The 20,900-nt window shown below is 39.3% G+C and carries 19 protein-coding genes; 13 read left to right on the top strand and 6 right to left on the bottom strand.

Annotated features, from left to right (window positions below):
* Nucleotides 1-195: 195 nt before the first annotated feature.
* Entirely contained in the window at nucleotides 196-1,788 is a 1,593-nt protein-coding gene (locus ABD676_RS03330) for a discoidin domain-containing protein (protein ID WP_344673250.1), read from the top strand.
* An 890-nt stretch (nucleotides 1,789-2,678) separates the two neighbouring features.
* Here ABD676_RS03330 and ABD676_RS03325 read toward each other — a convergent pair.
* On the bottom strand, nucleotides 2,679-3,464 hold the full coding sequence (locus ABD676_RS03325; RefSeq protein WP_344673249.1) for an SAM hydrolase/SAM-dependent halogenase family protein: 786 nt from the start codon (nucleotides 3,462-3,464) through the stop codon (nucleotides 2,679-2,681).
* Nucleotides 3,465-3,719: 255 nt separating this feature from the next.
* On the opposite strand from ABD676_RS03325, the gene ABD676_RS03320 reads away from it, so the two are divergent.
* The 11 genes from ABD676_RS03320 (at nucleotide 3,720) to ABD676_RS03270 (ending at nucleotide 12,977) form a co-directional block, all read left to right on the top strand.
* The gene (locus ABD676_RS03320; RefSeq protein WP_344673248.1) at nucleotides 3,720-4,691 is read left to right on the top strand and encodes a PhoH family protein; all 972 of its coding nucleotides are present in this window, start codon (nucleotides 3,720-3,722) and stop codon (nucleotides 4,689-4,691) included.
* A 31-nt stretch (nucleotides 4,692-4,722) separates the two neighbouring features.
* Nucleotides 4,723-5,667 carry a phosphoribosylaminoimidazolesuccinocarboxamide synthase gene (locus ABD676_RS03315; RefSeq protein ID WP_344673247.1) on the top strand — a complete coding sequence of 315 codons (945 nt, stop codon included), beginning with the start codon at nucleotides 4,723-4,725 and terminating at the stop codon, nucleotides 5,665-5,667.
* A 25-nt stretch (nucleotides 5,668-5,692) separates the two neighbouring features.
* Nucleotides 5,693-6,070 (top strand): STAS domain-containing protein, encoded by a 378-nt coding sequence (locus ABD676_RS03310; RefSeq protein ID WP_344673246.1) that lies wholly within the window; start codon nucleotides 5,693-5,695, stop codon nucleotides 6,068-6,070.
* Nucleotides 6,071-6,074: 4 nt separating this feature from the next.
* Nucleotides 6,075-6,986, top strand: coding sequence for a ribonuclease Z (locus ABD676_RS03305; RefSeq protein WP_344673451.1), 912 nt, complete (start codon nucleotides 6,075-6,077; stop codon nucleotides 6,984-6,986).
* 52 nt (nucleotides 6,987-7,038) lie between these two features.
* Nucleotides 7,039-8,097: a histidinol-phosphate transaminase gene (gene hisC / locus ABD676_RS03300; protein WP_344673245.1), complete on the top strand. Its 1,059-nt coding sequence runs from the start codon at nucleotides 7,039-7,041 to the stop codon at nucleotides 8,095-8,097.
* A gap of 1 nt (nucleotide 8,098) precedes the next feature.
* Nucleotides 8,099-9,238 (top strand): bifunctional histidinol-phosphatase/imidazoleglycerol-phosphate dehydratase HisB, encoded by a 1,140-nt coding sequence (hisB, locus tag ABD676_RS03295; RefSeq protein ID WP_344673244.1) that lies wholly within the window; start codon nucleotides 8,099-8,101, stop codon nucleotides 9,236-9,238.
* A 41-nt stretch (nucleotides 9,239-9,279) separates the two neighbouring features.
* Nucleotides 9,280-9,870 carry an imidazole glycerol phosphate synthase subunit HisH gene (hisH, locus tag ABD676_RS03290; protein WP_344673243.1) on the top strand — a complete coding sequence of 197 codons (591 nt, stop codon included), beginning with the start codon at nucleotides 9,280-9,282 and terminating at the stop codon, nucleotides 9,868-9,870.
* A 16-nt stretch (nucleotides 9,871-9,886) separates the two neighbouring features.
* Nucleotides 9,887-10,639, top strand: a complete 753-nt coding sequence (locus tag ABD676_RS03285) for a 1-(5-phosphoribosyl)-5-[(5-phosphoribosylamino)methylideneamino]imidazole-4-carboxamide isomerase (RefSeq protein WP_344673242.1) — start codon at nucleotides 9,887-9,889, stop codon at nucleotides 10,637-10,639.
* A 2-nt stretch (nucleotides 10,640-10,641) separates the two neighbouring features.
* Entirely contained in the window at nucleotides 10,642-11,397 is a 756-nt protein-coding gene (gene hisF / locus ABD676_RS03280; protein ID WP_344673241.1) for an imidazole glycerol phosphate synthase subunit HisF, read from the top strand.
* 11 nt (nucleotides 11,398-11,408) lie between these two features.
* Nucleotides 11,409-11,999, top strand: a complete 591-nt coding sequence (hisIE, locus tag ABD676_RS03275; RefSeq protein ID WP_344673450.1) for a bifunctional phosphoribosyl-AMP cyclohydrolase/phosphoribosyl-ATP diphosphatase HisIE — start codon at nucleotides 11,409-11,411, stop codon at nucleotides 11,997-11,999.
* 66 nt (nucleotides 12,000-12,065) lie between these two features.
* Nucleotides 12,066-12,977 carry a WD40 repeat domain-containing protein gene (locus ABD676_RS03270; RefSeq protein WP_344673240.1) on the top strand — a complete coding sequence of 304 codons (912 nt, stop codon included), beginning with the start codon at nucleotides 12,066-12,068 and terminating at the stop codon, nucleotides 12,975-12,977.
* On the opposite strand, the gene ABD676_RS03265 is transcribed toward ABD676_RS03270, so the two are convergent.
* The 5 genes from ABD676_RS03265 to dacB all read right to left on the bottom strand — a co-directional run bounded on the left by ABD676_RS03265 (nucleotide 12,949) and on the right by dacB (nucleotide 18,885).
* Nucleotides 12,949-13,782, bottom strand: coding sequence for a hypothetical protein (locus tag ABD676_RS03265; RefSeq protein WP_344673239.1), 834 nt, complete (start codon nucleotides 13,780-13,782; stop codon nucleotides 12,949-12,951). The genes ABD676_RS03270 and ABD676_RS03265 overlap by 29 nt on opposite strands.
* Before the next feature lie 134 nt (nucleotides 13,783-13,916).
* Nucleotides 13,917-14,396 carry a GAF domain-containing protein gene (locus ABD676_RS03260; protein ID WP_344673238.1) on the bottom strand — a complete coding sequence of 160 codons (480 nt, stop codon included), beginning with the start codon at nucleotides 14,394-14,396 and terminating at the stop codon, nucleotides 13,917-13,919.
* A gap of 124 nt (nucleotides 14,397-14,520) precedes the next feature.
* Entirely contained in the window at nucleotides 14,521-15,105 is a 585-nt protein-coding gene (gene ruvA, locus ABD676_RS03255; RefSeq protein ID WP_344673237.1) for a Holliday junction branch migration protein RuvA, read from the bottom strand.
* Nucleotides 15,106-15,113: 8 nt separating this feature from the next.
* A complete protein-coding gene (locus ABD676_RS03250) occupies nucleotides 15,114-17,402 on the bottom strand; it encodes an NADP-dependent malic enzyme (RefSeq protein WP_344673236.1) in 2,289 nt (762 codons plus the stop codon).
* Nucleotides 17,403-17,454: 52 nt separating this feature from the next.
* Nucleotides 17,455-18,885 (bottom strand): D-alanyl-D-alanine carboxypeptidase/D-alanyl-D-alanine endopeptidase, encoded by a 1,431-nt coding sequence (gene dacB, locus ABD676_RS03245; protein WP_344673235.1) that lies wholly within the window; start codon nucleotides 18,883-18,885, stop codon nucleotides 17,455-17,457.
* A 128-nt stretch (nucleotides 18,886-19,013) separates the two neighbouring features.
* Between dacB and ABD676_RS03240 the strand changes: the two genes are divergently transcribed.
* Nucleotides 19,014-20,789 carry an aminopeptidase P family protein gene (locus ABD676_RS03240; protein ID WP_344673234.1) on the top strand — a complete coding sequence of 592 codons (1,776 nt, stop codon included), beginning with the start codon at nucleotides 19,014-19,016 and terminating at the stop codon, nucleotides 20,787-20,789.
* Nucleotides 20,790-20,900 lie beyond the last annotated feature (111 nt).

Below are 20,900 nucleotides of genomic sequence, written 5' to 3'. Positions count from 1 at the left end.
TATTGCTTCATACTATCTGAAATTCTGTTTTTCTTAAATAGTTATTGTTTCTCGTTACATAGTTTTCGGTTTCGTTGTTTAAGCAATCGTTTGATTAATAAAAATGAATAAAAGAATAATGTGTTTCGTGAAAATATTGGTTTATGATTTGTAATATCGCATCAAATAATCAATTAACTATTTAATCCTATTACGATGATGCACGCAAACCTTTGGAGGATGTTTCTATGCGTATTTTTATTCGCATTTTATTCCTGTTCAAAATCAAAAGTTGATCCTGGAGTTAAGCCAGGTCCAGATCCAGATCCTAAACCAACGGAAATTACCAATCCATGGAACAAAAATCCATACAAACTGAATGTATTCTATTTTGTACCTAATGATGTGGATACTTTTGCAAATTTCAAAAATCGTTTAAGTCAAATCTTATTGCGAGGACAAAAGGAATTTGCGGATGATATGGAAAAAGATGGATATGGTCGAAAATCCTTCGGCTTAAACTTGATTAATGACAAAACGGTAAATGTCATTTATCTCAAAGGGAAATTTGGTAAAGAAAAATACATGTACGATGGCGGTGGACCAAATATTAAAGCCGAGGTTGATGCTTATTTCACGCAAAATCCCGATGATAAGAAAAGCGTACATAATTTAATCATCGTTCCTGCCTATGATCTTAGCGATCCTTATAGGCCTTCAGGACCCCCATATTATGGCAGTGGTACATATTGTTATGCCTTAGATTTCCAATACCTGGATGTAAATTACTTAGGTACATCCGGTGCTCGTGGTAACTCAGCAACAGTTTTTATTGGCGGATTATTGCATGAACTTGGACACGGTTTGAATGCCAGCCACGATAAAATGATAAAATCCATGGTTCCATCGCGAGGTACTTCACTAATGAGTGATGGAAACTATACTTATGGAAAGTCATTAACGACGCTTTCGAGGTCTTCAACAGCAACTTTCAATAGTTCTCAAACTTTCAGTACGGAAACACGTAGCGATTGGTATACAACAGTTAATAACGAGATCACTGAACTCTCGGTAAAATACGAAAATGGAAGTATTGTCATTGATGGAAAATTCCAAAGCAGCAAGAAAGTAAACGATATCATTGTTTGGAATGATCCTGCACCATTCGGAGCAGCAAACACAGATTACGATGCTGTAAGCTGGTCTGGAAAAGTCGTAGGTACAGACGGATTCCACTTTGTATGCCCTTTAACTGATTTCTATAAATTGGAAGGCGATTACCAATTGCGTATAGGATTTGTTCATGAAAATGGTACACGAACGAATTTTGGATATAACTATTCTTTTGTCAATTCAATCCCACAGATTTCTGGAGTAGCTGTCCATACATTGGAGCCTACTACTGGCTGGTCAATCTTAGGGAAAGATAGTGAAGAATGGGATGGAATAGCTTCCTCTATTCTGGATAATAATAGAAATACATTTTGGCACTCTACGTGGAGAGCTGGGCAACCTACTCACCCGCATTGGGTAGCAGTAGATATGGGGGAAGTGCGTAGCTTCAAAGGATTGGCATTTAGACAACGTGATAACTTAAATGGAGCCCTAAAAGATGTGAAAGTTTACCAAAGTACTAATGGTACAGAATGGACGCTGTTAAAAACATTTCAACTGCCAAATGTGAATGGATCGTGGATCAATATTGATTTAGGGTCTACAATCAGCACACGTTATTTAAAAATCGAATCCCAAAACTCTTGGGGAGATTTCTATTACGCAAACTTGGCGGATTTCGGAATTTATAAATAATCAAAACCACTAATAGAAAAAGCTGACCAATATACCGTGTCAGCTTTTTTTGTTTTATAGCCTTTCTAAATGATTAGATTATGATCCGATAATAGGTCATGCTACTCAATACAGAGCCTTCTTGTGGGGATTTAGGTATATAGCGGGCGATGCATGCATCGCCTACAGACAATCGTGATTTTATTACTGTTTACCACAAAAACCGTAGGGTCGAAGCATGCTTCGGCCGCTCAAGCAAAAATCTATTTCAACTTATTTTCTTTATCTGATTTGCATAGTTTAAAGATCTTCCACCTTCGATGGAAGATGACGAGTCATATGGGGAGGGAACAGAGACTCTTCACTTCGTTCTGAGTTGTAAATGACATAAATGATATTTCGCCAATAGGTCGAATTACTCCATACTAATTACTCCATACTGCCCGCAGGGCTCAGACTCTTTGCGGTGTTCTGAATTGTACGGACCATAACTTATCCACCTTAATATCTCATATCTCACATCTAATAGCGCAGCGGTCTCATACCTACTTTTTCCTTTCTATTTCTGATGTCTTTTGTCTGTGGTCTAACTATCTCTCACAAGGGTTTTCTTTGGTACTTATTCGGATCTCCTTCGGATCTCCTTCGGAACTCGTTCGGATCTCGTTCGGTTAGAAGCGAACGAGATCTGAACAAGATCCGTATCAGATCCTTGGAAATTCCATTAGAGTATCGAAGGATTATGGGCTAAAATTAGAATACGATATGAGGTAAATTTTTATCAATAAGGAGGTGTGAGTAGGATAGCATCCTTGGTAGACTACAGAGAAAAATAAAAAAAGTCCTGCAAGGTCATTTGCGGACTCAAGCCTGTGTCAGAAAGTAAAACTTTTGAGTAGAATTGAAAAATTCTATTTATCGAAAAACTCCACCAAGATGGTTTCATCTTGATACAAGCCTAACAATTGATTGGCATTTCCCTTATTAATGGCGATTTCCAAGAAATTACTGATACCAAATAAGCAGAGTTTTTCTCCTTCCACTACTTCATTGTAATGCCAACTCAGTTTAGAGATGGTTTCATTGCGTTTGAATCGTAAGATGAAATCTCTTCCGTTTTGCACTTTGTTGAAAAGTTCCTTACTGATGTTGCTGATCACGTTGCCAAAGGAGTCGATGTAAGTCACATGCCCTTTGATGCTAAACTGGTTGTAAACCGGTTGGAAGGTTACTTTTTGTACAGCATTGTCGATATGGAAGCCGATGTCAGTTAATTTGCCGGAACTGGCAATATGACAAGCAGCTTTGGTCAGGATATCCGCTAATGGGAAATGCAGGTATCGTAAATCCTGCATGATGTTGATTTCGATCAATTCCGTAGGTTGATCTTCACCAAGGATTATGCTGAAGATACCATTATCAGCGCCCACAAAGAATTGACCTTTGTATGCCATGGCTAAATAGCGTGAATCTTCTTGGAATACGGTGTCAATACCAATGAGGTGAACCGTTTTCTTCGGGAAATACGGGTAAGCGTTGTTGATAACGAATGCCGCATGCTGTATGTTGAAGGATGGAATATCGTGTGATATATCCACCAATCGCACATTAGGCAATTGCGAAATAATACTGCCTTTCAATGCAGCTTGATAAAAATCGCGATGACCTAAATCGGTGGTTAACGTTATTACTCCCATACTATCCAGAATGCCCGAAGCTAAAAATTTTAACTGATGTTTTTGATAAGCGAACTACAAAAATAGAAAAAGTAAACTGAATGCTAAATCATATGTGAATTTATCCTTGCAAATGCTTTTATTTCTGCTCAATTAGTTTGTATTTTTGAGTCAGCAAAACCTTTAAAAGGTTCAAGATAGTATAAAATTGGGTATCTTTAAAGAAACCCGCAGGGGATGAAAAGAAAAATAATTGAACAATTAACACACTAAAATTTGAGTGAATTAGAAATCAATTTAGATGTTGTCAATCTGGTAACCCTATGGGGGGCACAGAATGAGAATTATGAGCTTATCAAGAAGGCATTCCCAAAATTGCGCTTGGTAGCACGGGGTAGTCAGCTAAAGGTATTAGGCGAAGAGGGGGAAAGAGGTCGTTTTCAACAAACATTCGATCAGATTCTAGCCCACGTTAACCAATTTCAAACACTTTCATTATTGGAGCTTGAGGGCATCTTAGGAGTTGTCAGCGACATTAAGGCGCCGGTGAACAGTAAGGATGAGGCTGATGCGAAAGCAGCGGCCATGAAAGGGGAGCCTATTGTTTATGGTCCGAATGGAATTGTGGTTCGTGCAAGAACGGCCAACCAACGCCGTATGGTGGATAGTATCAATAAGAATGATATTCTTTTTGCTATCGGTCCTGCCGGAACGGGGAAAACCTATACTGCTGTTGCACTTGCTGTTCGTGCTTTACGCAATAAAGAGATCAAACGTATAATCTTAACACGTCCTGCAGTAGAAGCCGGGGAGAACTTAGGTTTCTTGCCGGGTGACTTGAAGGAAAAGGTAGATCCTTACTTACGGCCTTTATACGATGCCTTGGACGATATGATCCCTGTTGAAAAGCTGAAAGGATACTTGGAGAACCGTACCATCGAAGTTGCACCATTAGCATTTATGCGCGGACGTACCTTGGATAACTGTTTTGTGATTTTAGATGAAGCACAAAATGCGACCGATATGCAGTTGAAAATGTTCTTAACACGTATGGGACCAACGGCGAAATTCATCGTAACTGGAGATATGACGCAGGTGGATTTGCCGAAGAAAACACAGTCAGGGCTGGTGAATGCTGTGAAAATTCTGGATGGTATTGAAGGAATCGATATGATTTACCTAAGTGGTGCCGATGTGGTAAGGCATAAACTTGTGAAACGGATCTTGGAAGCCTACGGTGATATTTAATGAAATTTAACGCGTGATTACGCACAAGATAATGAGTACAATAAAAGAAACGAACTTTCAGTTCAATAATCAAACCTCCTTTTACCGGGGCAAGGTCCGTGATGTGTACAGCATCGGTGATGACTATTTAGTTATGGTCGCATCGGATCGTATTTCAGCCTTCGATGTGGTATTGCCACGGGCAATCCCTTACAAAGGTCAGGTATTGAATCAAATAGCATCGAAATTTTTGGCAGCAACCAAGGATATTGTTCCAAATTGGGTGGTTTCTGTTCCAGATCCCAATGTTACAATCGGGAAACAATGTGAACCTTTTAAAGTAGAAATGGTTATTCGTGGTTATGTATCTGGGCATTTATGGCGCACTTATCGCGATGGTGGTCGTGAATTATGTGGGGTTACTTTGCCAGAAGGCTTAAAGGAAAACGATAAGTTGCCTACTCCAATCATTACCCCGACAACCAAAGCTGCGGTTGGACATGATATGGATATTTCCCGTGAAGAGATTATTCGCCAAGGCATCGTAAGTGAAGAGGAATACAGCCAACTGGAGAAGTATGCACATGCCTTATATGCACGTGGAACCGAGATTGCGGCTGATAGAGGCTTAATCTTGGTGGATACGAAATATGAATTTGGTAAGCATAATGGTGAAATATACTTGATCGACGAGATTCATACGCCAGATTCTTCACGCTATTTTTATTCTGAAGGATATGAAGCACGTCAAGCGAATGGCGAAGCCCAAAAACAACTCTCCAAAGAGTTTGTCCGTCAATGGCTTATCGAGAATGGTTTCCAAGGGAAAGAAGGACAAGAAGTACCTGAAATGACAGATGCTATTGTAAATTCAATTTCTGAGCGCTATATTGAGCTTTTCGAACACATCACTGGGGATAAATTCCAATACCCTGCTGAAGGCGAGGTGTTGAATCGGGTGGAGAAAAATGTGAACGAAGCATTGGCACAATTATAGGAATTACCAAAAAAAGGAACATATTATGAAATTTACGGTGGATAAGTACGATCGATATGTGGTGATAGAGCCTCTTCAACAGAAATTGGATGGGGATGCCGCCGCAAGTTTAAAAGGCGAATTTATGTTACGCAATACCGGTGGTCAGCGAAACATCGTCCTTGATATGAATCAAGTATTGGAGACTGATGAGCATGGAATCCGTACTGGATTATTAGCTCGTCGTCTTTGTAAATCCTTAGGTGGATTATTTATCATCACCAACCTGAATGATGGTGTAAAAAGCTACATCAACTCCTTGGGGTTAGATAAATACCTTATTATTACTTCGAATGTGGAAAAAGCAAAGGATTTAATCTTTGGCAATGAGATTCGCTTAGACTTAAAAGAGGGGCAAGTATAAGATGATTCGATTTGAAGTGTTGGTATTAGGTAATAGCTCTGCTACGCCGATCTTTGAACGCCATCCAACATCACAAGTCATCAACTATAACGAACAATTATTTTTGATCGATTGTGGAGAAGGTACCCAGATGCAATTGTCGCGGTACGGAATCAAAAGCAATCGTATAGACCATATTTTTATTAGTCATTTGCATGGAGATCATTACTTAGGCTTAATTGGCCTCTTGTCTTCCATGCACTTGGTTGGTCGAAAATCAGACCTGCACATTTATGGTCCAGCACCATTGCAGGAAATTCTAGAAGTACATTTTAAGTACTCAGAGACGGTTATCCGTTATCCCATTATCTTTCACCATACCAATCCCAATGAGGAAGAGGAAATCTTCAGTTCACGGATGATGTCGATAAAATCTTTCCCGTTAGTGCATAGGATACCATGTACGGGTTTTCGTTTTAATGAAGGAAAGCGATCAGCAAGTATTTTAGCGGACAAAGTGGAAGCTGCAGGTGTTCCAAAGCCCTATTTTTCTTTATTGAAAAAAGGGATAGACTATGTGGATCCTACAGGCAAAGTGTTCTATGCAAGTGAACTAACGGAGCCTGGGCCAGAATCCAGAAGTTATGCGTATTGCTCGGATACGGTACGACACCCGATTTATCTGTCATCAATTCAAGATGCCGATCTATTGTATCACGAATCAACATTCTTAGACGATATGCGTGATCGCGCAAAAGAAACCTTTCATACGACTTGCTTGGAGGCAGCAGAAATTGCCAAAGAAACAGGGGTGAAGAAATTGCTTTTGGGGCATTACTCCGCTCGGTATAAGGTTTTAACACCACTTCTGGAAGAAGCGCAATCCGTATTTCCTAATACAGAGCTTTCTGTAGAAGGGAAATGGTATTTAGTTTAGTGATTTTGTGATTTTTTGACCATATTTACAGCTCAAAAAATTGACCAGTAAAATGTCCTTCGACTTAAACGCATTACTTCGGGATAATATTAGAAATCTCGTACCTTATTCATCTGCAAGGGATGAATTTAAAGGGGAAGCATCGGTATTCTTAGATGCTAATGAAAACGCATTTGGCTCACCACTTCCTCATGATTATAACCGCTATCCCGACCCTCTTCAACATCAAGTAAAGCATAAGTTATCAAAAATTAAAGGTGTACCTTCAGAAAATATGTTTTTGGGAAATGGTTCCGATGAAGCCATTGATATCCTTTATCGCGCATTTTGCACCCCAAAATTGGATAATGTCATCATTGTACCACCAACCTATGGTATGTACGAGGTGTCAGCAAATATTAATGATGTGCAAGTCCGAAAAGTCAATTTAACACCAGACTTTCAATTGGACCTAGACGGTATTGCAGATGCATTGGATATGCATACCAAGATTATCTTCATATGTTCGCCCAATAATCCTACAGGTAATAGTATCAATCCATTGGACATTGAAACCTTATTGCTGAATTTTAAAGGTATCGTAGTGGTTGATGAAGCTTATATCAATTATTCTAAGCAGAAATCATTTACTTACTCCCTTCCTGAATTCCCGAATTTGGTGGTGTTACAGACCTTATCAAAGGCTTGGGGGTTGGCAGCATTACGATTGGGATTAGCGTTCGCTAGCAAGGAGATAATAGCTGTTTTCAATAAAATTAAGCCACCGTATAACATTAACCAAGCCACACAGGACTTAGTCTTAGAGGCATTGGATAACTATAGCATTGTCAATGAATGGATTAAAGAAACCATTCAGGAACGAGAAGCATTAGTCACACAGTTAGCCAACTTAAGCCAGGTTGAACACATCACACCTTCGGATGCCAACTTTGTATTGGTGAAGTTAGAAGATCCTAGGGGATTATACGATGCCTTGGTAAACCAAGGGATTATCGTTCGTGATCGGTCCAAGGTTGCATTATGTGAAGGTTGCTTACGTATTACCGTAGGTACGAAAAATGAAAATGAAAAATTACTAGCCGAAATCCAATCTTTTTATAAATCAAAATAGCATGTCTGAGCAATTAATCCGTGTACTTTTTATCGATCGAGACGGGACTTTGGTTCAAGAACCAGCAGATGAACAAGTCGACTCTTTCAGCAAACTAAAATTTTATCCAGGAGCTTTACAATACTTACCAAGAATAGCCAAGGAATTGGATTTTGAATTGGTATTAGTAACGAATCAAGATGGTTTGGGAACCGACTCCCATCTGGAGGAAAACTTCTTTCCGGTGCATCAATTCATTATGGATAGTTTTGCTGGCGAAGGTGTAGCTTTCGCACGTGAGCATATTGATCGTACTTTCCCTCATGAGCTAGCGGAAACACGCAAGCCTGGTGTAGGTATGTTGAAGGAATATTTCAATGAAACGAAATACGATTTGGCCAATTCATTCGTCATAGGTGATCGCGTAAATGATGTGAAATTAGCGGAGAATTTAGGGGCAAAGGCGATTTGGTTGAGAAATAATGATCAATTGGGTCAATTGGAGGGTGTAGAAATCAACGCTGATGTCGTGGCTTTAGAAACTTCCGAATGGAAGTCGATCTATGAATTTTTGAAATTGGGATCCCGAGTTGCAGAGCATCATCGGAAGACCAATGAAACCGATATCTATATTAAACTGAACTTAGATGGTTCGGGTAAATCGGACATAGAAACAGGATTGCCGTTTTTTGACCATATGTTGGATCAATTAGCACGTCATGGTTCATTGGATTTGACAATAAAAGCTAAAGGCGATTTACACATTGATGAGCACCATACCATTGAGGATACCGGAATAGCTTTAGGAGAGATATTTCTTACCGCATTAGGAAATAAACGTGGTATTGAGCGTTATGCTTATACTCTACCGATGGACGATTGCTTAGCACAGGTGGCTTTGGATTTTGGTGGTCGTAATTGGATCGTATGGGATGCTGAGTTTAAACGTGAAAAAATAGGGGATATGCCTACGGAGATGTTCTTCCATTTCTTCAAGTCATTCTCTGATGCTTCCAAGTCGAATTTGAATATCCAAGCAACTGGAGATAATGAGCATCACAAGATAGAAGCAATCTTTAAGGCATTAGCAAAGACTATTAAGAAAGCGGTTCGTCGTGATGCGGACAACATGCATTTACCAAGTACCAAGGGATTACTGTAAAACTTTTTGAATACCAAATGGTTATACAAGGAAGATAAAAGATGATAGGGATAGTAAATTACGGAGCGGGCAATATATTCTCGATTACTGCGGCCTTAAAACGCTTAGGCTTAAGCTATGGAATGATAAATCATCCAGAGGATTTCGAGCAATATGATCGCATTCTAATTCCAGGCGTAGGCCATGCTGGAGCGGCTATGGAAAAGCTAAAGGCTTCAGGACTGGCAGAGATCATCAAACAACAAACGAAGCCCGTACTGGGGATTTGTGTAGGCATGCAATTGATGACGGATTTTTCGGAGGAAGGGAATGCAGATTTATTGGGGATAATCCCGGTTAAGACGCTTCATTTTGAGGAAAAATTAGGAGAAAAGGTGCCACATATGGGATGGAACACGATTGCGTTTGATGATAAATGTCCATTATTTAAAGATATAGCAAACAATTCCTATTTTTACTTTGTACATTCCTATTTTATCGAGTATAATGAAGCCTTTTGCGTTGCACGTTGTGAATATGGTTTACCATTTTCTGCAGCCATCGCGAAAGATAATTTTTGGGCGGTACAATTTCACCCCGAGAAGTCGGGGAAGGCAGGGGAAACACTGCTGCTGAACTTTAGTAACTTATAATTGAATATTTGAAATTATGTATATTATACCTGCAATTGATGTATTGGACAAACAGGTTGTCCGTTTGCGAGAAGGCAATTACGATGAAGTAACAACCTATCCTATTTCTTTAGAAGAACAGATCGATAAGTACCATGCTAATGGTACTGAAATCGTGCATATTATAGATTTAAATGGTGCTAAAGGCGACTTTAGTAACCAGGCTTACCTGTTTGACATCATCCGTCGTACGGAGATGAAAGTACAATATGGAGGAGGTGTTCGCAGCATTGAAAAAGTGAAAGAACTTATCGACGCAGGCGTATATCGTGTAATTGTTGGAACACAAGCGATTACAAATCCGACTTTTTTAGAGGAGTTATCAAAATTAAACGAGGGTCGTATTAAATATGCTGACCATATCGTGATTGCAATTGATGTCTTGGATGAAGTCATTAAATATTCAGGATGGTTAGAAAGTTCACCGATTAAATTAATCGAATACATTGATAAATGCCTTAGTTTAGGATTCTACCGTTTTCTATGTACGGATATCAGTAAGGACGGTAAACTAGGTGGTGCAGGTGTAGAGTTGTACAGCAAATTATTGGCGCATTCTCCCATTATTAAATTGATTGGCTCCGGTGGAATTAGTTCCATGGGTGATATTGAGGCATTGAACGATTTAGGTAAAATGGAATCGGTTGTTGTTGGGAAGGCCATTTATGAAAATAGAATTTCAATTGAAGATATCAAGGCTTGGAATTTAAAGGCCTTAATTAACTTCTAAGGATGTTAGCAAAGCGGATAATTCCATGTTTGGATGTAAAGGATGGCCGTACCGTCAAGGGGGTTAATTTTGTTGACCTTCGAGATGCTGGTGATCCGGTTGAATTAGCTTATCAGTATTCCCAGCAAGGGGCTGATGAATTGGTTTTCTTGGATATTACAGCCACTCATGAACGTAGGAAGACTACGGTTGACCTGGTGAAGGCTGTGGCTAGCCAGATTAATATTCCATTTACGATTGGGGGCGGGATTAATGAGTTAAAGGATGCCGATGTGTTGTTAAACGCAGGAGCCGATAAGATTTCCATTAATTCAGCTGCGGTTCGTAATCCAAAACTACTGGATGAATTTGCCAAAGCATTTGGGGTTCAGTTTGTGGTATTGGCTGTGGATACTCGATTCGTTAATGATGGCAATTATGTCCATTTGCGTGGAGGACGTGATTTAACGGATATAAAAACGGAAGATTGGATTTTAGAGGCTGCAGATCGAGGAGCAGGTGAAATCCTGCTGACCTCCATGGATCATGATGGCACAAAGAATGGCTTTGATCTGAAATTATTAAAGGAAATGAATGATCGGATTTCCATTCCTTTAATTGCTTCAGGCGGAGCAGGGAATCAACAACACTTTGTTGATGTATTCCAGGAAGCAGGTGTTGATGCTGCATTAGCAGCTTCGGTTTTCCACTATGGGGAAATCCTAATTCCAGAATTAAAAGATACACTTAAGGCTAAGGGGATAACCGTTAGAACTTAAAATACAAGATCATCATGAATATAGATTTTAGTAAGGGCGATGGATTAGTGCCCGTGGTTATTCAAGATGCTCAGACCTTAGAGGTCTTAATGTTGGGCTATATGAATGAAGAAGCCTGGAAAAAAACAGAAGCCGAAAAAAAGGTTACTTTTTTCTCCAGAAGTAAGAATCGTCTATGGACTAAAGGCGAAGAGAGTGGAAATTTCTTACATGTAGTGAGTTCACATCTAGATTGTGATCAGGATACGATATTATTGCTGGTAAATCCAGCAGGACCTACTTGTCATACGGGTTCGAGAAGTTGTTTTAAAACGGATTTCAATCAGAACTTCTTGTTCCAATTAGAGCGTATTATTCAACACCGTATTGACTTCCCTTCTGATGATTCCTATGTTAATAGGCTTCGTGGTCGTGGGATCAATAAGATCGCACAAAAAGTAGGCGAGGAGGCTGTAGAGACGGTTATTGCTGCTCTCCGCGAAACGGACATGGATTTTATCAACGAATCCTCCGACTTGCTCTTCCATTTGTTAGTACTTCTCAAGGAGAAGGGGATGGGTTTAGAAACTATTGCCAAGAATTTGGAAAGTAGACATCAATAAGATACTTTGAAAGGCTAACCTCAGGTTGGCCTTTTTATTTATAGCTAATGGGCTTATCTTTGTAGTATGAGAAGTATTGCAGACGTACAGCTTGAAGCCAGCCTAACAGGACACCAGAACCCCATATTTGCCTTAGCACAACCTGATGATCGATCCATCTTATACACGGGTGGGAATGATAAAGGCGTGGTGGAATGGGACCTAAAAAGTCAATCCTTTAAACGTATTGTCTGTAAAGTGGGGTCTTCTGTTTATAAATTGCTGGCCATATCAGGAACGAATATGCTAGCGGTAGGAATGCGATCAGGACAAGTACTCTTATTGGATACTGTGAAGATGGAGATCCTTGGGAATTGGAAAACGGAATCGGGAGCTATATTTGATATTCTATACCTCAAAGGCAAACAAGAGCTCCTAGCGATAGGAGAAGAAGGCTATGCTTATGTTTGGAGTTTGGAGAACAAGGAATTGTTATACCGATTTAAAGTCGCTAATGATACTTCAAGAGTGATAGCCATGTCAACCGATGAACGTTTCTTAGCTTTTGGTGATAAGCAAGGTTATATTCATTTGCATGATGCACATGATTTTCATGTTATCTGCAAAGAAAAGATTCACGAGTTACCGGTGACTAGTCTTAAATTTATTGGGAATGATTTAGTATCAGGTGGCAGAGATGCTAAATTGTATCTATTAAATCCTAAAAACCTGGAGAAGGTTCAAGATTTGGTTCCACATATGTTTACTGTTTATGGTATTGCAGCATCAGAGGACATGGAATATCTCGCTACGGCAAGTCGAGATAAAACACTGAAAATATGGAAGTCAAAAGATTGGACACTTGCTAAAAATATCTCTAGAGACAGAGGGTTCGATAGCCATTACCTGAGCATCAATAATGTTTTATGGAATGAAGATCGAATCTTCACGGTGAGTGATGATAAGCAAGTTAAGATATGGAAGGTGGATTTTCATTAAAATCCACGGCTGTCCCCCTTCGTACATTACATCGATAAAAGCTATAAGCTGAACTTAGAACAGTTACTGCCAACAGGATAAATAAATAAGGTTTCATATCCGGTTGAATATAAAATGGGCTATTAATGTTCTTTAATAGAATTCCAAAAACTCCCCAAGCCATGACTACTGATACAGCAGGTAAATTGTGGGAGATGGTATAATAAATGGAATAAATAGTTGCTGCAACTAGAATTGCCAAGTTTAACCCGAACATCTCGATAGAGTTCGAGATCAAATCGTATTTCGTTACGATAATAACGCTGTTAAAAGCTGCTATAACAATCATCCAACCCGTATATACACCAAAACCTAAGCGGATGAAATAACGTGTAATGGAATTGGATACCAATTTGTGGATTTCGATCTTTCTATTGATCAATAGAATAGTGATTAAACAACCTACAGAGCAAATTACCGATAAAATGAATTGGTCGTTTAATTTCAAGACCATGCTCATTCCACAAAATAATTGGTTGAGCAGCAATAGGTTCCCTATTTTTTCTACCTTTTTAAGGGTTCGGATATTTTCTTGTTCATTTTTGCTGGCTATATACATCAAAATGCCCACTAAGATCATATTAGCAGCTAAAAAGGACCAGATTTTAAAAGTAATTGCGTCGGGAGTTAAATAGGTTGGGTATTCGCTGATTGCTGAATTGATGGAATGTCCGAAGAAATAACTGTTATCAATGAGGATAATCCACGAAAAATTAATCGTGACAATGATACAATTGAGTAGAGCTAATGTCTTCGCTGTAGACATGGCAGATTAATAATTAGGTGTGACGTTCAACGAAGATAATCTTTTTACTCGAATAGTTGTGATTTATTTAGTGAAATTTAATCGATTTTCCTTTGTAGATAGGATAGATTACGTTTAATACCTAATTTTAGGTATTAAACGCTTTGGGGTAAGTAGTTTAAAACTTCTTGCAGGTAATTTGCATCAACTTGATCAAAAGCATTTAATTGATCGCTATCCACATCTAAAATTCCAATACATTTCCCAGCTTGGAAAATAGGGAGGACAATTTCAGATTTCGAAAGGGAAGAGCAAGCAATATGACCTGGGAATTCATCCACATTTGGGACAATAATCGTTTCTTCTTTTGCCCAAGCTGTTCCACATACACCACGGTCATAGGCAATGCGTGTACAAGCTACTGGGCCTTGGAAAGGACCTAATACCAATTGCTTGTTTTCTACTAAATAGAAACCGACCCAGAAAAAGTTAAATTGTTCTTTTAGAGCGGCCGCAATATTAGCTAAATTGGCGATGAGGTTATCTTCTCCAGTTATTAAGCCCTTGATTTGAGGAAGTAAGGACTGATATTGTTCTTCTTTTGTGCCTTTATGGATGGTTAACTCTTCTGCCATTTTCTACTGTTTATTTCGTTTGCAAATATAAGAAATTGTCCAAAGATGGTTTGTATGTTGCAACACCTGTTTGGTTTAGGTAATGTCAATAAAAAAGTCGGAAATTGATTTCCGACTTTTTTGATTATAAGCGCTTCAGGGCGCCTTTAATAAGCTGTTCGACACTTTGATCAGGATCGCTTGCATGAATGGCTTGTAGGGCCTTATCTGCGGCTGGTTTGGCAAATCCAAGCATGACTAGTGCAGTCAATGCTTCTTCAATAGCCGATGTTTTGCTGATCGGTAATGGTATCAAGGCATCAGGTCCTTGTTTTTTCAATTTGTCCTGAAGTTCCAAAATAACACGCTGTGCTGTCTTTGGTCCAATACCCTTGATCTTCTGGATAACATTTACTTGACCAGCAATAATAGCTTGTTGTATTTCCTCCGGAGTAATGGAAGAAAGCATCATTCTACCGGTATTCGGACCAATGCCGGAAACAGAAATCAGGTGTTCAAATAAATGGCGCTCCGCTTCTGTAGCAAAACCATATAAAGTTTGCGAATCTTCCCTCACTTGAAAAGAAGCAAACAGTTTACATTCCTCCATATCCTTGATCTGACTGAAGGTCGTCAATGATATGTGCAGATAATAGCCTATCCCACCCACTTCTAGGATGACGTGGGTAGGAGCTTTAAATACAAGTTTTCCTTTAAAATATTCGTACATATCTAAAATTATGCATTGGCATTAGCCGCTTTTTCATGTTCAATCGCGTCTACTACGGCAATAGTTACCATATTAACGATTTCACGAACAGAACTGTCTAATTGCAATACGTGTACTGGTTTATTCATTCCCAATAAGATTGGACCTACTGCTTCTGCATTTCCTACTTCTTGAAGTAATTTGTAAGCAATGTTTCCAGACTCTAAGTTAGGGAATACTAAGGTATTTGCAGCTTCACCATTTAAAGTCGAGAATGGGAAGTTTGCAGCTAACATTTCAGGGTTTAAAGCAAAGTTTGCTTGGATTTCTCCATCAACCACAATCTCTGGGTGTTCCCCATGTAAGATTTTAACTGCTCCACGCACCTTGTCAGAAATAGTGCCTTCATTCGAACCAAAGTTTGAATAAGATAACATCGCGATACGCGGTTTGATGTTGAAGCGTTTTACTGCTGAATCCAATAATACGGTAATATCAGCAAGCTCCTGTGCATTTGGATTCTCGTTTACAGTGGTGTCTCCAAAGAAAAGAGGTCCTTTTTTAGTCATCATGATATACATACCAGCAACACGGCTTCCTGGTTTAGCACCGATTACCTGTAATGCCGGACGAATAGTGGATGCATAGTTGCGGGTCAAGCCTGAAATTAAAGTATCAGCTTCTCCAAATTCCACCATACTTGCCGCGAAGTAGTTTCTGTTGGTCATCAATTTTCTAGAATCTAGTTTATTGATGCCACGACGCTGTCTTTTTGCATATAAATGATCCACATATTTCTCGAAACGTTCTGTTTTAGTTTCTGCTTGTGGGTCAATAATCTCTACACCATCCAATTCGAAACCATATTCTTGGATAATGCTTTGGATTTTTTCTTTATTACCTAAAAGGATTGGTTTTGCAATACCTTCTTCTTTAACAATCTGTGCGGCTCTTAATGTTTTAGTATTATCTGCTTCCGCAAATACAACACGCTTAGGATTTGTTTTTGCTTTAGCTGCCAGGTTACGGATTAAGCGATCATCTTTACCAAGGCGTTTGTGTAATTCCTCACGGTATGCATCCCAATCTTCGATGTTTTTACGAGCAACACCAGATTCTACTGCTGCTTTAGCAACCGCGATAGATACTTCTGTAATCAAACGTGGATCGGTGGGTTTAGGAATCACATAATCTCTTCCGAAACGGATATTGCTTTGGTTATAGGCGATATTTACTTCTTCAGGAACATTTTGTTTTGCTAGTTCAGCAATTGCACGAACGGCAGCAATCTTCATCGCTTCGTTGATAGCTGTTGCACGAACGTCTAATGCCCCACGGAAGATGTATGGGAAGCCCAATACGTTATTTACTTGGTTAGGATAATCTGAACGACCTGTACCCATGATGATATCTTTACGAGTAGCTAATGCCAATTCGTAATCAATCTCTGGATTAGGATTTGCCATCGCTAAGACAATCGGATTTTCAGCCATAGTGTTTAGCATATCTGGCGTTAATACATCTGCTTTTGAAAGTCCGATGAATACATCTGAATCTTTAACTGCATCTGCTAATGTGTGAATATCACGGTCAGTAGCCCATTCAATTTTAGTAGCATCCAAGTTCTCACGGTCTTTACGGATAACTCCTTTACTATCTAACATCACGATGTTTTCTTTCTTAGCACCAACAGCAACGTACATAGCTGTACAGGAAATAGCAGCTGCACCAGCACCATTTACTACGATTTTCACATCTGCAATGTTCTTTCCTAATAACTCACACGCATTGATTACTGCAGCGCCAGAAATAATAGCCGTACCGTGTTGGTCATCATGCATCACAGGGATGTTCATCTCGGCTTTAAGACGACGTTCAATTTCAAAACACTCAGGTGCTTTGATATCCTCTAAGTTCACTCCACCAAATGTAGGCTCTAAAGCCTTCACGATATTAACGAACTCGTCTACATTCTTGGTGTCTAATTCAATATCAAATACATCGATGTCAGCGAAGATCTTAAATAAAAGACCTTTACCTTCCATCACTGGCTTACCAGCTTGTGCACCAATATCTCCTAAGCCTAATACAGCAGTACCATTACTGATAACGGCTACTAGGTTTCCTTTTGCGGTATATTTATAAGCATCCTCACTGTTTGCTGCAATAGCCAAACAAGGCTCAGCAACTCCCGGAGAATAGGCTAAAGTTAAATCTCTCTGTGTACTGTGTGGTTTTGTAGGAACGACGGCAATCTTTCCTGGACGCCCCATAGCATGGTAATTTAAAGCGTCTTTTTTTCTGTTGATGTTACTCATTACAATTGTAGTTTATACTTATATATGTCGAAACAACCCTAAAAGGGTGATTCTATTTTAATGCATCTAATAATTTAAACATAGCCTGTCTCATGGCGGTACTGGATCCCTGATAGTTATTTACTAAAAGTGAAAAGCTGTATTCTTGGCCATCCGCGGATTTCTGATAACCGGTATATCCTAATGCCCCACCAATCGTGCCGCTTTTCATGCTCGTCCCATTGATTGTTGGTAATGATTTTAAAAAGTTGGCATACCAGTTTCTACCCTTGGCATATTGCATGATTTGCGCAATGGCATTTGTGGTTACCCGGTTTTGTGGCGATAAACCTGAACCGTCATAGGTATTGATTTCACTGGTTGGGATCTTCAATTTGGTCTGCCAATACTTAGAAACCATCGAAGCAGCTTCAGCGGTATTGGTTTTGTTAGCAGAGATTCCACCGATTACTTTCAGCATAGTCTCCCCGTATAAGTTAATGCTCTTTTGATTGAACCAATGAACAATCTCCATCAGTTTTGGGGATTGTACCGTATGGATCAGCTTTTTATTGCCTGGGATTTGGTATTGTGGGTTGGAATTTATCAGTCTTTGATACGTGATGATAGTATCTAGAACCAAAATAGAATCTTGTTCTAAAACACGAGAAAGGTCATAAGCCAAGTCTAAAGCAGGGTCAGGAACAGAGATTTCAATGGTCTTTTTCAAGTCGCTACCATAAGTTCCTCGTAAATAAACTACTTCCGAATATGGAGCTGAATAGGCGTAAACATTATCTCCTGAACCAACAGATCCAGTCTTTACTTCATTAATTAATCTATAGCTAGGGTTGCTTGCTTGGTCTAATAATCTAGCATCTTGACCCGGTTTTCCCGGATTGAATTTGATGCCTAGTTTATTTTCCTTCCAATTTAAGGCTGATACACCAGCACCGTAGTAATTACCAATATCTGTCCACATCCATGTTCCAGGAACATCATATCCCTTATAGAGTTGATCATTGGCAATAATACTACCCGCTATTTGCTTGATTCCCAAGCTAAGGATGGCTTCTTTCCATTTAGCTAATATCAACTCGGGTTTAGTTTGTGGATAGCGATCGCTTCCTAAAGTAGGGTCTCCTGTTCCTTCGATAATGATGTCACCATTTAATGTGCCCAAAGAATCAATATCTCCGGAGACATAAAGTTTAGTGGCAAAACTGAAGTCAGGTCCAAGAAGGTCTAGCGCTGTAATGGAAGTAATGACTTTCAAGGTAGATGCTGTAGGCATACCAACCTTGTTATTCCCTTCAAATACCAGCTCCCCGGTCTTCGCATTGATAACGGTTAGTGATCCCAATCCATTAGCTAAAGCAGGGTTTTTCAGGAATTGCTGAAAGGCAGCTTGAATTTTCGGTTTACTGTTCTGTGCAAACAAGGATGGGCTGCTTAGCAGACACAAAATGGTTGCAAACGTCAAAAAAGAAAGAATTCTTCTCATAGCTAGCAAATATCGTAATCTAGAGGACATAATGTGCATTTAAATTGTAAAATTTCAATTCTGTGATTATGGTAATGCATTAATTAAGAGACTTTTTATAACTTGCACGTATTCTTAAAAATTAAACAATGAAATACATCGAAAAATTAGCTTCCATCCGTCAGGAGATGAAAGAAAAGGCTGTAGATGGCTATATTATCCCTTCCTCTGATCCACATATAAGCGAGTACTTACCGGATCGATACAAATGTATCGCTTGGACTTCAGGATTTACTGGTTCAGCTGGTACATTGGTGATTACAGCGGATTTCGCTGGTCTTTGGACCGATTCACGCTACTTTGTACAAGCTAATGAGCAATTGGAAGGTACCGGATTTGAATTGGTGAAATTACAGGTTCAAGGTCGACCAGAATATGCAACTTGGCTTGCTAAGAACCTTAAAAAAGGCGATACAGTAGCATTCGATGGTAATTTAGCAGCGGTGGCTGTTGCACAGGCAGTACAAGCAGAATTGCTTCCTTTAGGTATTGAGGTGAATGGTCATTTGGATTTGCTAGATCCTATTTGGGAAAGCCGTCCGGCATTACCTGCAGAGAAAGCTTATTTGATCGATGAGTCTACCACAGGTCAATCTACTACTTCCAAAATTGAAGCAGTGAAAGCTAGATTGGCAGACAAGCGTATCGATTCTCACCTGGTTTCTTCATTGGATGATTTAGCTTGGTTGCTAAATATCCGTGGTAATGATGTGCATTGTAATCCTGTGGTATTAGGATTCTTCTTAATCCAACCGGATAAAAATACCTTGTTCATCGGTGATGGCAAATTATCAGCTGAAAATATTCAAGCTTTAAACAAAGCAGGAGTAGAAGTAGAGTCTTATGAAAAAGCATTTGATGCGGTAGCTAATATTAGCGATGGTCGAATCTTATTGGATCCAAAGAAAACTTGTTTTTCTATCTATGATTCAGTGAAAGATTCTGTGGATCTGGTTGAAGACATGAATCCATCGACTATTTTGAAAGCAGTTAAAAATAGTGTGGAAGCTTCGCATACGCGCCATGCTATGGTGAAAGATGGTGTTGCTTTAACGAAATTTTTCAAATGGGTAGAGGAGGAAGTTGCTAGCGGAGAATTATCAGAGATTTCTATTGCAGAACACCTGCAAGGATTAAGAGCTGCTTCAGAAGGTTTTGTTGACATCTCCTTTGATACCATCGCTGGATACAAAGAACATGGTGCATTACCACATTATAAAGCTACGGAAACCAGTAATTCGACATTAAAACCAGAGGGTTTATTATTGGTGGATTCTGGAGGTCAATATAAAGATGGAACTACCGATATTACCCGCGTAATTTCCTTAGGGAATATTCAAGATGAAGAACGTGCTGATTATACCTTAGTATTGAAGGGTACAATCGAGGGGTCTATGGCGATCTTCCCTAAAGGGACTCGTGGATATTCAATCGATGCCATTACCAGACGCCCCCTTTGGGAAACTTTACGTAATTATGGACATGGAACAGGTCACGGTGTTGGCTTCTTTTTAAATGTGCATGAAGGTCCTCAAGTGTTCAATATGGCAGCTGTAGACATCATGATTGAAGAAGGAATGATTACCTCCATCGAACCTGGTTTATACCGCGAAGGAAAATATGGCATCCGTATTGAAAACCTGGTATTAACACAAGCAGTTGAAAGTAATTACTTCGGCGAGTTCATGAATTTTGAAACTTTAACTATCTGTTACATTGCTACAGATTTAGTGGATAAATCGCTTTTAGAAGAAAAGCATATTAGTTGGTTGAATAACTACAATGCTTGGGTATACGAGCAGCTATCAAGTCACCTAAGCCCAGAAGAACAAGCTTGGTTGAAAAAGAAGACAGCTGCTATTTAGTATGTAGTAGTAAGTATTTAGTAGTTAGACTTATAACTCAATAAAAAAACGTGCAAAATATTATTTTGCACGTTTTTTATAACTAGAAACTATGGTTAGATGCCATAAGTC

This window comes from Sphingobacterium kyonggiense (assembly GCF_039536825.1).
Taxonomy (GTDB): Bacteria; Bacteroidota; Bacteroidia; order Sphingobacteriales; family Sphingobacteriaceae; genus Sphingobacterium; species Sphingobacterium kyonggiense.
This window is presented reverse-complemented; position numbering and strand designations above follow the sequence as displayed.

Excerpts from the sequence above, each read along its gene's own strand:
- ABD676_RS03310 (WP_344673246.1), top strand. The coding sequence starts at position 5,693 with ATGAAATTTACGGTGGATAAGTACGATCGATATGTGGTGATAGAGCCT.
- dacB (WP_344673235.1), bottom strand. The coding sequence starts at position 18,885 with ATGAGAAGAATTCTTTCTTTTTTGACGTTTGCAACCATTTTGTGTCTG.
- ABD676_RS03265 (WP_344673239.1), bottom strand. The coding sequence starts at position 13,782 with ATGTCTACAGCGAAGACATTAGCTCTACTCAATTGTATCATTGTCACG.
- ABD676_RS03330 (WP_344673250.1), top strand. The coding sequence starts at position 196 with ATGATGCACGCAAACCTTTGGAGGATGTTTCTATGCGTATTTTTATTC.
- ABD676_RS03315 (WP_344673247.1), top strand. The coding sequence starts at position 4,723 with ATGAGTACAATAAAAGAAACGAACTTTCAGTTCAATAATCAAACCTCC.
- hisF (WP_344673241.1), top strand. The coding sequence starts at position 10,642 with ATGTTAGCAAAGCGGATAATTCCATGTTTGGATGTAAAGGATGGCCGT.
- ruvA (WP_344673237.1), bottom strand. The coding sequence starts at position 15,105 with ATGTACGAATATTTTAAAGGAAAACTTGTATTTAAAGCTCCTACCCAC.
- ABD676_RS03270 (WP_344673240.1), top strand. The coding sequence starts at position 12,066 with ATGAGAAGTATTGCAGACGTACAGCTTGAAGCCAGCCTAACAGGACAC.
- hisH (WP_344673243.1), top strand. The coding sequence starts at position 9,280 with ATGATAGGGATAGTAAATTACGGAGCGGGCAATATATTCTCGATTACT.
- hisB (WP_344673244.1), top strand. The coding sequence starts at position 8,099 with ATGTCTGAGCAATTAATCCGTGTACTTTTTATCGATCGAGACGGGACT.
- ABD676_RS03240 (WP_344673234.1), top strand. The coding sequence starts at position 19,014 with ATGAAATACATCGAAAAATTAGCTTCCATCCGTCAGGAGATGAAAGAA.
- ABD676_RS03285 (WP_344673242.1), top strand. The coding sequence starts at position 9,887 with ATGTATATTATACCTGCAATTGATGTATTGGACAAACAGGTTGTCCGT.
- ABD676_RS03260 (WP_344673238.1), bottom strand. The coding sequence starts at position 14,396 with ATGGCAGAAGAGTTAACCATCCATAAAGGCACAAAAGAAGAACAATAT.
- ABD676_RS03250 (WP_344673236.1), bottom strand. The coding sequence starts at position 17,402 with ATGAGTAACATCAACAGAAAAAAAGACGCTTTAAATTACCATGCTATG.
- hisC (WP_344673245.1), top strand. The coding sequence starts at position 7,039 with ATGTCCTTCGACTTAAACGCATTACTTCGGGATAATATTAGAAATCTC.
- ABD676_RS03325 (WP_344673249.1), bottom strand. The coding sequence starts at position 3,464 with ATGGGAGTAATAACGTTAACCACCGATTTAGGTCATCGCGATTTTTAT.